Raw genomic sequence first — 13,120 nt, 5'->3', positions numbered from 1 at the left:
CCCATGACCACGACACCCAGCCTTGCTCGACGCCGCCGACTGCAGCTTGCCGTCGCTCTTGCCGGGACCGCAGTCCTGCTCGGCGCCTGCAACTTCCGCAGGGATCCGGCCATCACGGCCAGCATCCCCGACGACTACCGGCTGCGCCACCCAATCGCGGTCCAGGAAGCTCCGGACTCCCTCATCGTGTTCGTCGGCCAGGGCCGCGGCGGCCTGATGGCCGAGCAGCGCGCCGAGGTCATGGGGTTAGCGCAAAGCTGGATGCGCCAGGGCACGGGCGCCATCGTGGCCGACGTGCCGACCGGCACGCCGAACGCACGCGCGGCCGCCGATTCGATGCGGGAGATCCAATCCCTGTTCGCGGCTGCCGGCGTTCCGCCGCACGGCCTCACGGTGCGCAACTACCAGCCCAAGGACCCGCGCCAGATGGCTGCGATCCGGCTGAGCTATCCGAAGCTCTCGGCCACCGCCGGTCCCTGCGGTGTCTGGCCGGACGATCTCGGGCCCTCGATCAAGAACAAGAACTGGTTCGACAACAAGCCGGACTGGAACTTCGGCTGCGCCTATCAGCGCAACATGGCGGCGATGGTCGACAACCCGGCCGATCTGGTCCAGCCCCGAGCCGAGACCCCGTCCTACACCACCCGGCGCACCGCGTTGTTCGAGAAATACCGCAAGGGAGCGTCAACCGCGATCACGTATCCCGAGGCCGACAAGGCCAAACTCAGTGACACAGGCAAATGATCAGCTACGCCCGACAGACCCAAGAGGAGCAGCCTGACGTCGTGCCGCCGCCGGCCGACGATCACATCGCGCCGGCGCCGCGTGTCTCGGTGCAGGCGTTCTGCGAAACGGTGGAAACCGCCGCGACCGTACAGGCGGCCGGTGAAGACCGGCGGCTCGGCAAGGCGCATCTGAAGGTTCAGATGGGCGGCATGGCGGCGGCGATCGAAGCCTATCGCTCGGCGCCGACGCCGAACGTCATCATTCTGGAGACCGATGCGCGCTCCGACATCCTGGCCGGTCTCGATCAGCTCGCGACCGTCTGCGATCCCGGCACGCGCGTGGTCGTCATCGGCCGCGTCAACGATGTCACGCTGTATCGTGAGCTCGTGCGCCGCGGCGTCAGCGACTATGTGCTGTCGCCGGTGACCCCGATCGACGTTGTGCGTTCGATCTGCAACCTGTTCTCGGCTCCGGAGGCCAAGGCCGTCGGGCGCATCATTGCCGTGGTCGGAGCCAAGGGCGGCGCCGGCGCATCGACCATCGCGCACAATATCGCCTGGGCAATCGCCCGCGATCTGTCGATGGATTCGGTGGTCGCCGATCTCGATCTCGCTTTCGGCACTGCCGGCCTGGACTACAACCAGGATCCGGCCCAGGGCATCGCGGACGCCGTGTTCTCGCCCGATCGCATCGACATCGCCTTCATGGACCGGCTGCTGTCGAAATGCACCGATCATCTGAGCCTGCTGGCCGCGCCGGCGACGCTCGACCGCGTCTATGATTTCGGCGCCGAGGCCTTCGACGCGATCTTCGACACGCTGCGCGCCTCGATGCCGTGCATCGTGCTCGACGTGCCGCACCAATGGTCGGGCTGGACCAAGCGGGCGCTGATCAGCGCCGACGACATCCTGATCGTCGCAGCGCCCGATCTCGCTTCGCTGCGCAACACCAAGAACATGTTCGATCTCCTCAAGGCCGCTCGCCCCAACGACCGCATGCCGCTCTACTGCCTGAACCAGGTCGGCGTCCCCAAGCGGCCGGAGATCAATGCCAGCGAGTTCGCCAAGGCGATCGAAAGCCCACCGATCGTTACGATTCCGTTCGAGCCGCAGATCTTCGGTGCGGCCGCCAACAACGGCCAGATGATTGCGGAGATGTCGCCCAATCATCGGACGACCGAGATGTTTCTCCAGATCGCTCAGCGGCTCACCGGCCGCGGCGAGACCAAGAAGCCGAAGGGCTCCTTCCTGTCGCCTCTGCTGGACAAGTTGAAGGCGAAGTAAGCACGCGTGGAGTTGTAGGTCGTGTTTGGTAAGCGTAGCGGAACGGATAACGATACAAGGACCCTCAGGCCGGCCGCGCCAGCGCCGGAGCTGGCGCCGGCGGCCCCCCGTGCGGCGTCTCCAGCCGTGTCGTCGCCTCCTCTGGCCCCGACCCGGCAGGCTCCTCCCCCGCCCCCGCCGGTGGTCGAAGCCCGACGCTCGGACAATTACTACCAGGTCAAGGCGACGATCTTCGGCGCGCTGATCGAGGCCATCGACCTCGCCCAGCTCGCCAAGCTCGACGGCGAATCCGCGCGCGAGGAAATCCGCGACATCGTCAACGAGATCATCGCGATCAAGAACATCGTGATGTCGATTGCCGAGCAGGAGGAGCTGCTCGACGATATCTGCAACGACGTGCTCGGCTACGGCCCACTTGAGCCGCTGCTGTCGCGCGACGACATCGCCGACATCATGGTCAACGGCGCCGGCACGGTCTTCATCGAAGTCAACGGCAAGATTCAACGCACCGGCATCCGTTTCCGCGACAATCAGCAATTGCTGAACATCTGCCAGCGCATCGTCAGCCAGGTCGGCCGCCGCGTCGACGAATCCTCGCCGATCTGCGACGCCCGTCTCGCCGACGGCTCCCGCGTCAACGCCATCGTGCCGCCGCTGGCGATCGATGGTCCTGCGCTCACGATTCGAAAGTTCAAGAAGGACAAGCTCACCCTCGATCAGTTGGTGAAGTTCGGCGCCATCTCGCCGGAAGGCGCCGAAATCCTGCAGATCATCGGGCGGGTCCGCTGCAACGTGCTGATCTCCGGCGGTACCGGCTCGGGCAAGACCACGCTGTTGAACTGCCTGACCAACTACATCGATCATGACGAGCGCGTCATCACCTGCGAGGACGCGGCCGAACTTCAGCTGCAGCAGCCGCACGTGGTGCGCCTGGAAACCCGGCCGCCCAACATCGAGGGCGAAGGCCAGGTGACCATGCGCGAGCTGGTCAGGAACTGCCTGCGTATGCGCCCAGAACGCATCATCGTCGGCGAGGTCCGCGGCCCGGAGGCGTTCGACCTCCTCCAGGCCATGAACACCGGTCACGACGGCTCTATGGGCACCTTGCACGCCAATAACCCGCGCGAAGCACTGTCGCGCTGCGAATCCATGATCACCATGGGCGGCTTCTCGCTGCCCTCGCGCACCATCCGCGAGATGATCTGCGCCTCGATCGACGTCATCGTCCAGGCCGCCCGCCTGCGCGACGGCTCGCGCCGCATCACGCACATCACCGAGGTGATGGGCATGGAAGGCGACACCATCATCACCCAGGACGTCTTCCTTTACGACATGATCGGCGAGGACGCGAACGGCAAGATCATCGGCCGGCATCGCTCGACCGGCATCGGCCGGCCCCGCTTCTGGGAGCGTGCGCGCTATTACGGCGAAGAGAAACGGTTGGCGGCTGCGCTCGACGCCGCCGAGGTCGCGAGCAAGGAATAAAGGGAGACCCCATGAAGTTTCAGGCTCTCGCTCTCGCCTTCCTCGCTGCGACCGCCATCGGCGGCGTGGCCTGGGTGTTTCTGTATCCTCTGCTGTCCGGAGAGCGGAAGGCCGAGCAGCGGCGTAGCAGCGTTGCCAAGGCCGAGCCGGTGGTGCGTCAAACCGAACGCACTCAGCGCTCGCGCCGCGAGCAGGTCGAAACCTCTCTGAAGGATCTCGAGGCCAAGGCGCAGAAGCAGAGCAAGGTGCCGCTGAACGTGCGCATCTCGCAGGCTGGCCTCGACTGGACCGTGCAGAAGTTCTGGATCATCTCCGGCGTTCTCGGCTTCGCTGTCTGCGCCATCACCTTCTTAGCCGGCGGCGGCCCGCTCGGCGCGCTCGGCCTCGGCTTTGCGGCCGGTCTGGGCCTGCCGCGCTGGGTCCTCGGCTACCTCAAAAAGCGGCGCGAGAAGAAATTCCTGGCAGCGCTGCCGGACGCCGTCGACGTCATCGTCCGCGGCATCAAGGCGGGCCTGCCGCTGTTCGAGTCGATCAAGGTCGTCGCCGCCGATGCGCCGGATCCGTTACGTAGCGAGTTCCTCGCGATCATCGAGACCCAGGCGATCGGCATGCCGCTCGGCGAAGCGTGCGCGCGGCTGTATGAGCGCATGCCGCTGCCCGAGGCCAACTTCTTCGGCATCGTCATCGCGATTCAGCAGAAGTCCGGCGGCAACCTCTCCGAGGCGCTGGGCAATCTTTCGAAGGTTCTGCGCGACCGCAAGAAGATGGCCGAGAAGATCCAGGCGATGTCGATGGAAGCCAAGGCCTCGGCCGGCATCATCGGATCGCTGCCGCCGATCGTGATGCTGCTGGTCTACCTGAGCACGCCCGACTACATCTCGCTGCTCTGGACCCATCCGACCGGCCAGCTGATGCTGGTCGGCTGCGTGATCTGGATGTCGATGGGCATCCTGGTCATGAAGAAGATGATCAACTTCGATTTCTGAGGGGTGGACCATGGTCGAGTTTCTGGTCACCAAGCTGCACGATCCTCACTTCATGACGATGTTGTTCGCCGCGATCGCGGCGAGCGCCACCGTCTATACGCTGATCATGCCTCTGTTCGCAGGCGAGAACCTGAACAAGCGCATGAAGGCGGTCGCCAGCGAGCGCGAGCGCATCAAGCAGCGCGAGCGTGAGCGACTGAATGCCGGCGAGAAGGTCTCGCTGCGGCAGACGCCGAAACAGCTGGTCTCGAGGGTGGTGGAAGATTTCAACCTCACCAAGTGGCTGGCCCAGGAGGCCGCCCGCGACAAGCTGATCATGGCAGGCTATCGCGGCCAGGCGCCCTACATCACCTTCCTGTTCGCACGCCTCGTGACGCCTGTGGTGCTGTTCGTCGGAACCGTGCTGTACGTCTTCGTCATCGCCAATCTGCAGAAATCGATGCCGGTCAAGATCGGCATCTGCGTCGGCATGGCCTATCTCGGCCTGCAGGCGCCGATGCTGTTCCTCAGCAATGCCATCTCCAAGCGCCAGCTGTCGATCAAGCGCGCCTTCCCGGACGCCCTCGACCTGCTGCTGATCTGCATCGAGTCCGGCATGTCGATCGAAGCCGCCTTCCGCAGGGTGTCGATCGAGATCGCCAGCCAGTCCATCGCACTGTCGGAGGAGTTCACGCTGACCACCGCCGAACTCTCCTATCTGCAGGACCGCAAGATCGCCTATGAGAACCTCGCCCGCCGCACCGGCCTGGAAGGCGTGAAGTCGGTCTCTCTCGCGCTCCAGCAATCGGAGCGCTACGGCACCCCGCTCGGGCAATCTCTGCGCGTGATGGCACAGGAAAACCGCGACATGCGCATGAACGAGGCCGAGAAAAAGGCCGCGGCGCTGCCGCCGAAGCTGACCGTGCCGATGATCCTGTTCTTCCTGCCTGTGCTGTTCGTGGTCATTCTGGGACCGACCGGCATCAAGGTCGCGGCCATGCAGTAACTGATGCCCCGCCCAGCGAAATATCGCTTGCGGTCGCGGCGCCACTTTGAAAGCTAGGCGGAGCATGATCGAGGTCTCCGCCTGATGTCCGACACTCTCCGCCGCGCCGATGGCGCCCGCGTCCTCGCCGATCTGAACGCGCTGCGCGCCTTCGGCACCTACAAGACCGGCGTCCACCGCCCGACCTTTTCCGAAGCGCACCGCCAGTCGCTGGATTGGCTCGCCGCGCGCCTGCCCGACGCGCAGCTCACGCCTGAGATCGACGGCATCGGCAACGTGCTCGGCATCAGCGCCAAACCGGGGCCGAAGCTGCTGGCGGGATCGCATCTCGAGAGTCAAAACTACGCCGGCTGGCTCGATGGCCCGCTCGGCGTGATCTACGCGCTCGAGGCAGCGCGCGTGCTCAACCCCGATCCCTCCATTGCGGGCGCGGTCGAAGTCGCCTCCTGGTGCGATGAGGAGGGCCATTTCGGCGCCTTCCTCGGCAGCCGCTCCTATGTCGGCGACGTCAGCGAGGCCGACATCGATGCCGCCCGTGACCGCAGCAGCCCGCGCACGATGCGCGAGGCGCTGGCCGAGATGGGCCTGGCGGGACGCCCTCGCCTGCACGCCGAGCGCGGCCGCCACATCGGCTATCTCGAAGCCCATATCGAGCAGGGCGACACGCTGGAGAAGGGCGAGCTCAAGGTCGGCGTGGTCACCTCGATCGTCGGCATCTGGCAGTACCGCATCATCTTCACCGGTGAGCAGAATCACGCCGGCACGACGCGGATGGCTGTGCGCAAGGACGCCGGTCTCGCGCTCGCCCGGTTCTGCGTCGACATCGATGCGCGCTTCCCATCCGCATGCGGCCCGCGCACAGTGTGGACCACCGGCCGCATCACGCTCGATCCGGGCGCGCCCAGCATCATCCCCGGTCAGGCCGAGATGCTGTTCCAGATTCGCGATGACAATGCCGCAGTCATCGACCGTCTCGAAGCGCTGCTGCGCGAGATGGCCGCGCAGGCCACCGCGGCCGGTCCGTGTCAGGTCGCGGTCGAGCGCATCCGCACCGGTGCGCCGGCGATGATGGACAGCCGCTTCCAGGATGCGATCGAGGCGGCGAGCAGCGCGCTGGCCGGCGGCAAATCGCTGCGGATGCCGAGCGGCGCCGGGCATGATGCACAGGTGCTCGCGACGATCATGCCCGCGGGGATGCTGTTCGTGCCGTCGATCGGCGGCGTCAGCCATCACTGGACCGAGAACACCTCCGACGCTGATATCGTCACCGGCGCCGACGTGTTCGTCGAGACCTGCCGGCGACTGCTCGCGGGCGCGTGAGGAGCGTCAGTCCGGCTGGCTGAGCGAAGCCATCGGCGCGGCGTTCCGCGTCTTGCCCTTGCCCTGGCCTTCGCGCTGGCCCTGGATCATCTGCTTCAGATAGGCCACGTTCGCGGCGGCCTCATCCGGCGGCAGGTCCGCGCGCGCGATCTGCTCGGCCTCGGCGAAGCGGCCCTGCAGGCCGACCACCAGCGCGAGGTTCTGCCGCACGCGAGCATCCGCCCGCTGCGAGCCGTAGGCCTGACGCAGCGCCTGCTCGGCGTTTGGCAGATCGCGCGTCAGCATGTAGGACAGGCCGAGATTGGACAGCACCGACGGCTCGCCGGGGACGATCTTCAGAGCGCTCTCGTAATAGCGCCGCGCCTCGTCGTGGCGGCCCATCTGGTCCAGCGCGGTGCCCTGCACCGACAGCAGCTTCCAGTCGGGATTGTCGGGCGAGTGCGCGCGCGACAGCACGTCGAAGGCCAGCTTGAAATTGCCGTTGTCGGCGAGCGCCCGGCCATAGGCCGCGAGCACGGTCTTGTTGCCGGGACTGGCGAGCGTGGCCTGCTCCAGCACCGCCACCGCCTGCTCGCGCTGGCCGTTATTGCGCAGCGCCTGGCCGTAAGCCACCGCCATCGCCGCATCCTTCGGATTGGCGCGATAGCGCTCGCCATAGACCTCGACCGCGCGCTGCGGCGTCGCGGGCGGCGGCTCGGCACGGCTGCCCAGCGAGCCCGTGACGTCTGACACGGTCTGACAACCGCCGAGGCCGGCGGCGAGAAGCGCGGCGAAGGCGACCGACGCGAGGATGCGGCTGATGGCAGGCTGCTGACGCATTGTCACTGGACTCGAGGACGTGCGAAATGAACGCGCCAGCAATAAACTGTTAACGCTAACAGCCGGTTAATGGCGGGAATGCGGGCAGAGATGGCTGGTCTGCGTCGGTTTGCGGGCGATGCGGCCGGCGAGATTGCAGCCGCCGCCGAACTCTGCGAAGTCTGTTCGCCAAGCGCGTCCTCTTTAGGGAACGATTAGGCATGCCGTCGATCTTCGAGACCTCGTCCGCACCTTCCGCGGTTCCCATCAGCTTCGTGACGAAGTCGAGCTGGCCGGGCATCAAGGAGAGCCTGTCTCCGGAGGCCCGCACCTTCGCCGAGGCCAATGCCTACGCGGCCAAGCCCGGCAGTTGCCTGATCCTTCCCGGAGCGGACGGGCGGATCGCGCAGGTGCTGTTCGGAATCGAGGAGGCCGACGCCAAGCACCGCGATCTCTTCCGCCCCGGCACCCTGCCCGGCCTGCTGCCCGCCGGGACTTACCGCTTCGCCAACTCCCCTCATGACGCCCGCCTTGCCGCGCTTGCGTTCGCGCTCGGCAGCTATCGCTTCGGCCGCTACCGCAAGCCCGAGACGCCTGACGTTCGCCTCGTGCCGCCCGAGGGCGTCGATGCTGCCGAGCTCGACCGCCTCGCCGAGGCCGTGACCTTGGCGCGCGATCTCGTCAACACGCCGTCCAACGACATGGGGCCGGAGGAGCTCGAGGCCGCCGCGAAGCAGGTCGCCGAGCGTTTCGGCGCGCGTTTCAGCAGCATCGTCGGCGACGACCTTCTTCAACACAACTACCCGCTCGTCCACGCCGTCGGCCGCGCCTCGACGCGGGCGCCGCGCCTGATCGAGCTCAATTGGGGCGATGCCTCGCATCCCAAGGTCACGCTGGTCGGCAAGGGCGTCTGCTTCGACACCGGCGGGCTCGACCTCAAGCCGTCCAGCAGCATGCTACTGATGAAAAAGGACATGGGCGGCGCCGCCAATGTGCTGGCGCTGGCGCAGATGATCATGGATGCGAAGCTCAAGCTGCAGCTGCGCGTGCTGATCCCCGCGGTCGAGAACGCCGTCGCCGGCAACGCCTTCCGGCCGATGGACGTGTTTCCCTCACGCAAGGGCCTCACGGTCGAGATCGGCAACACCGATGCCGAGGGCCGTCTGATCCTGGCCGATGCGCTGGCGCTGGCCTGCGAGGACAAGCCGGATCTCTTGATCGACATGGGCACGCTGACCGGCGCGGCGCGCGTCGCGCTCGGGCCCGAGCTGCCGCCGTTCTACACCAATGACGAGGCGCTCGCCGCCGATGTCGCGCGCTGCGCCGCGGCCGAGAACGATCCGCTGTGGCGGATGCCGCTGTGGGCGCCGTATGACGCCTGGCTCGACTCCAAGGTCGCGACCATCAACAACGCTCCGTCAGGCGGCTTCGCCGGCTCCATCACCTGCGCGCTGTTCCTGCAGCGCTTCGTCGAGCCGACGACGACATGGCTGCATCTCGACATCTTCGCCTGGACGCCGTCGGCCAAGCCCGGCCGCCCCGAAGGCGGCGAGTGCCAGGCGGCGCGTGCGCTCTACAAGCTCCTGAGCGAGCGCTATGGCTGATCCGCGGCTCACGCCGGCCCGCGGCGATATCGCGGCGAAGCATCTCCAGGGGCAGGTGACGGCCGCGCGCTTCGTCGACGGTGAGGCGCGTGTGGTTGTCGATCCGATTGCACCACTGCGCCAGCAGCCGCAGTCCGGCGGGGAGCTGGCGACACAGGCGCTGAAGGGCGAACGCGTCACGATCTATGATCGCAACGGCGAGGGCTGGGCCTGGGGCCAGCTCGAACGGGACGGCTATGTCGGCTGGCTGCCGGACGCCGCGCTCGCCGCGCCTGTTGCGGCGCCGACGCACAGGATCAGCGCGCTACGCAGCTTCGCGTTCCACGGGCCGTCGATCAAGCTGCCACCGATTGAGACAGTGCTGATGGGATCGACCATCGCGGTGATCCGCGAGGAGCCGAGCTTCGTCGTGACGGCCGAAGGCTGGTTCGTGCCGAAGCAGCACGTCGCAGGCCTCGACCATGTCGAGCCGGACTACGTCGCGGTTGCCGAGCGCTTCGTCGGCACGCCCTATCTGTGGGGCGGCAAGAGCAGCCTCGGCATCGACTGCTCCGGGCTGGTGCAGGTATCGATGAATGCCACGGGCGTGGAATGCCCGCGCGACAGCGACATGCAGCTGGCGTCGCTTGGACGGGTGCTTGCTGAGGCTGAGCAGCCGCGTCGCGGCGACCTCATCTTCTGGAAGGGCCACGTCGCCATCATCAGCGATGCCGCCACGATCGTGCACGCCAACGCGTTTCACATGGCCACGCAGATCGAGCCGATCAAGGCGGCAATCGCACGTATCAAGGCGAGCGGCAGCGAGGTGCTCGCGATCAAGCGGCTGAGCTGACTCGCCTCATCGCGCTGACGCGTCCTCTCGATGAGATTGGGAGGCGCAAGCTCCCTCCTCCGTCATTGCGAGCGTAGCGAAGCAATCCAGAGTCCCGCACACCACCCTGGATTGCTTCGCTGCGCTCGCAATGACGCGGAGAGAGCGGGGCAGAGTCCGATACACCTATCAAACAGCATGAGGTCGTAGGGTGGGCAAAGGCGCGATCGCGACGCGATCGTGACGTGCCCACCGTCGCAGATGCGCGCGCTGTTGCAGCGGTGGGCACGGCGCGCGACAGGCGAGGCCGGAGCCACCACCGAGCGAGCGCCTTTGCCCACCCTACGCCTCTGAACGGGACGAGACACAGCTCATTTCTCGTCATTGCGAGCGCAGCGAAGCAATCCAGAGTCCCGCACACCACCCTGGATTGCTTCGCTGCGCTCGCAATGACGCGGAGAGAGAGAGCAGCGCAAAGGTCCGATATACCTCTCAAACAGCATGAACACGAGCGTCCGCACTCTCGCGGCCTCACCGGCCCGAGCTCTGCGACATTCATCCGCCCTCTAACATGAGAGGGCGCAGGGAAGGCCGGGTGCCGAGCGCACCCGTGGTTGCGTGCAAGAAAGCACGCGGTAGTCACCACAGGTACGGGCCGAACATCCGGCCTTCCCTGCGCGATGGGCTGCGTCTTATACGTGCTCTCCCCAGGGACCGGCTGTTTTGCCCCTGTCGGCCGCGGACTCATCGACCCGCAACCTTGACGCCAGCATCGGGGCGCCAGGACCACACGACTTCGCCGCCCGCCTGATGCCGTTCGTCCGTGCGCATCTGCACACGCAGCATCATCGCGGCCACCGCATCCCGCACCGACGTCCGTGACGACGCGTACGCCCCTCTCGCAGGCAGGACGGGCGCAGTATGCACGAATTCCGAAAATAAGAAACAGGGAAATTTTTCGCGCGAGGGCTGGACAGGTTTCCGGAGATCCGGCCCGTCGGGCAAATCACCTCGCCGCGCACGACCGAACGAGGCTTGCCACGTTTGTCGAAACAGTTGCCTTCGACCCGGAGATCACCCCAACAGTCGACCCCGGTCCAGGCGCACGCTCATCAGAACGCCACCTCGGCCCATCGTCGAACTCCTGGAGAACATATTTGACAGCGTCGCCGCCGAGATTCGGTCAGGCAAGGCGCACCCGTGATTTCTCAGACTGACCAATCGCTAGGCGTGTACAGTCAGGGCCGCTGATGACAGCTTTGGCCGACAGCAAACTTCAGTCGCTTGTTCGTTCTGGGACTCGACAAAAATCTTGTCGGTCCCGCCCTGACTGTGGCTTGTCACGAGGTGCATACGATCCGGCGGCTATCAGCGTGACCGACGGCCGGCGGTCAGCCGTCGCACTGAGGCATCAATAGAGAAGCAACACACAGACGACGCGCTTCACCCCGCTGGCTGAGCCAGCGGGGCTTGTCTGCGCCGCCGTATTGACGGTTCAGGCTGCGCTGAGCATGCGCAGCCGCCGCTCCACCTGCTCGACCGGAGCAACCAGAGCCGTCCCACCCTGCTCCTTGAACACGAATTGCTTCCCATCGATGTAGGCTTCGAAGGTCAGCTGCGTGACACCGCTCGGAAAGACGACCTTGATCGGGCCATGCACCTGGTTGCCGGAGATCACCTCGCCTTGTACGACGTCCTTGTACAGCGCAACCCAATATGTCGGAGTCACCTCGAATTGCGCGTTGTTCCCGGAGTAGACGTCGGACTGCACCAGCGCCAGATCCCCATCCATGCCGATCCCGAGGTTCGCGAAGTCACCCGATTGATTTTGGATCAGGACTTGTCCGGCACTGGTGCCGCCATCCTCGAACAATTGCTGGGCGCCGTCCTCGAAGCGACAGGCCCATTTCTGCCCCAGGCTGGTACCGAGCTTTTGAGAGGCCTTGTAAACGCCTTTTCCACCGCTCTGCTTGTAGTTGGCGACTCCGACCAGATAATTGATATTCCACTGGACGCCGGATTCGCCGTTCTTCGGGACGGTCGTCTGCTTCCAAGAAAGGCTCTTCAGGCCCGGCGACGACGGCAGCGTCTGATAGACGCTCATGGTCCAGGTGTCGGGCGTGCTGTTCTGCAAGTCGATGAAATATGATGTATTCGTCACGAGAGTTGCGGCCGTTGAGGCCTCCGCGACCTCCGCCGTGTCCGATGGACCGACGTAGTTGAAACTGCCCGTGCCTTGCGCGCCGGTAACGCAGGAATACAGCCCGAAGACCTTGCTCCCGCCGTTATTCGTAATCCGATAGGTCGAATTGCTCAGCGCTTCTCCCTTGGAAAATGTGAGCACCGCCGCCTGTTCACCGACCTTGGTTGGAAGGTCGTCTCCGCCAGTGCATGTCGTTCTGTCCTCCCAATCATAAGGCTTCACCGCGGACCGCAACCACAACTTATAGAGGGGCATGTTGATCTCCATCGATCGCATCCGGCAATATTGCCGCTCTGCTCCCGGCATCGGCCAGGCAACCACAATCTAAGCGTGCATTTTCTCGGAAGGCACCTGATTCCACTTTTGCCGACCGCAAGCCCTTGTGCCCCGCGCAAGAAGCCGCTCGGCGGCATTCCAGCGGCGAAGCGACGCAGGCGCCCGGAGGCCAGCTCTGCCATCACGCGATTAGCTTGATGAATTTCATGAGGGCTGCGGCGGCGCCCGGAGAGAGGATATCGAACAGCTCTGTATAGACAGGTTCTATTTCGTCGCGCTCTCTGTGCTGATCCATATGACCAATTCCAAGCAACAACCAATCGGCCGACAGATCCAGCTCCCGGCATAGGGCGACTGCATTGTCCAGAGACATGGCGCCATCCTCTTTCCATCGTGTAATGGCGCTCTCGTGAACCCCCAGCGCGCTTGCTAACGCATGTTGCTTACGGACCGCCCGCGCCTCCAGAGCCAGCTTTATTCTAGCGCCTCGTGAGCTCATGCCCCGCCTCGCTGGACGCTCCATGTAATGGAAGCGTTCTAGGCGCGCGCCCAAGCGTCGCTGGTGATCAGATCGAGTCCATGCCACACAACCGTTACTAGAAATTTATAAATCAATCTATCTTTGGACGAAATGGATAGTCGT

At 65.2% G+C, this 13,120-nt stretch carries 11 protein-coding genes; 8 read left to right on the top strand and 3 right to left on the bottom strand.

The window, feature by feature from the left end; genetic code table 11:
• The first annotated feature begins 3 nt into the window (after positions 1–3).
• From BRAD285_RS02395 to BRAD285_RS02370, 6 genes are all read left to right on the top strand, one after another.
• Complete coding sequence (locus tag BRAD285_RS02395; RefSeq protein ID WP_006612164.1) at positions 4–744, top strand: CpaD family pilus assembly protein; 741 nt, start codon at positions 4–6, stop codon at positions 742–744.
• Positions 741–2,009, top strand: a complete 1,269-nt coding sequence (locus BRAD285_RS02390) for an AAA family ATPase (RefSeq protein ID WP_006612165.1) — start codon at positions 741–743, stop codon at positions 2,007–2,009. The genes BRAD285_RS02395 and BRAD285_RS02390 overlap by 4 nt, the downstream gene beginning before the upstream one ends.
• Before the next feature lie 21 nt (positions 2,010–2,030).
• Complete coding sequence (locus BRAD285_RS02385; protein ID WP_083846389.1) at positions 2,031–3,494, top strand: CpaF family protein; 1,464 nt, start codon at positions 2,031–2,033, stop codon at positions 3,492–3,494.
• An 11-nt stretch (positions 3,495–3,505) separates the two neighbouring features.
• A complete protein-coding gene (locus BRAD285_RS02380) occupies positions 3,506–4,480 on the top strand; it encodes a type II secretion system F family protein (RefSeq protein ID WP_006612167.1) in 975 nt (324 codons plus the stop codon).
• 10 nt (positions 4,481–4,490) lie between these two features.
• Complete coding sequence (locus BRAD285_RS02375; RefSeq protein ID WP_006612168.1) at positions 4,491–5,465, top strand: type II secretion system F family protein; 975 nt, start codon at positions 4,491–4,493, stop codon at positions 5,463–5,465.
• An 84-nt stretch (positions 5,466–5,549) separates the two neighbouring features.
• On the top strand, positions 5,550–6,785 hold the full coding sequence (locus BRAD285_RS02370) for a Zn-dependent hydrolase (RefSeq protein WP_006612169.1): 1,236 nt from the start codon (positions 5,550–5,552) through the stop codon (positions 6,783–6,785).
• Positions 6,786–6,791: 6 nt separating this feature from the next.
• Here BRAD285_RS02370 and BRAD285_RS02365 read toward each other — a convergent pair whose 3' ends face one another.
• A complete protein-coding gene (locus BRAD285_RS02365) occupies positions 6,792–7,604 on the bottom strand; it encodes a tetratricopeptide repeat protein (RefSeq protein ID WP_006612170.1) in 813 nt (270 codons plus the stop codon).
• A gap of 200 nt (positions 7,605–7,804) precedes the next feature.
• Here BRAD285_RS02365 and BRAD285_RS02360 point away from each other — a divergent pair, with 200 nt between their 5' ends.
• Positions 7,805–9,187 carry a M17 family metallopeptidase gene (locus BRAD285_RS02360; protein ID WP_006612171.1) on the top strand — a complete coding sequence of 461 codons (1,383 nt, stop codon included), beginning with the start codon at positions 7,805–7,807 and terminating at the stop codon, positions 9,185–9,187.
• On the top strand, positions 9,180–10,019 hold the full coding sequence (locus tag BRAD285_RS02355) for a C40 family peptidase (RefSeq protein WP_006612172.1): 840 nt from the start codon (positions 9,180–9,182) through the stop codon (positions 10,017–10,019). Before BRAD285_RS02360 ends, BRAD285_RS02355 begins: the two co-directional genes overlap by 8 nt.
• A gap of 1,474 nt (positions 10,020–11,493) precedes the next feature.
• Here BRAD285_RS02355 and BRAD285_RS35980 read toward each other — a convergent pair.
• Together BRAD285_RS35980 and BRAD285_RS02345 are read right to left on the bottom strand one after the other, a co-directional pair.
• On the bottom strand, positions 11,494–12,468 hold the full coding sequence (locus BRAD285_RS35980) for a hypothetical protein (RefSeq protein WP_197696970.1): 975 nt from the start codon (positions 12,466–12,468) through the stop codon (positions 11,494–11,496).
• A 190-nt stretch (positions 12,469–12,658) separates the two neighbouring features.
• The gene (locus tag BRAD285_RS02345; protein ID WP_006612174.1) at positions 12,659–12,976 is read right to left on the bottom strand and encodes a helix-turn-helix transcriptional regulator; all 318 of its coding nucleotides are present in this window, start codon (positions 12,974–12,976) and stop codon (positions 12,659–12,661) included.
• Positions 12,977–13,120: the final 144 nt, after the last annotated feature.

Origin of the sequence: Bradyrhizobium sp. ORS 285 (assembly GCF_900176205.1) — a bacterium.
Classification (GTDB): Bacteria; Pseudomonadota; Alphaproteobacteria; order Rhizobiales; family Xanthobacteraceae; genus Bradyrhizobium.
Note: the sequence above shows the minus strand (reverse complement) of the source record. Positions and strands in the feature narration are given on the sequence as shown.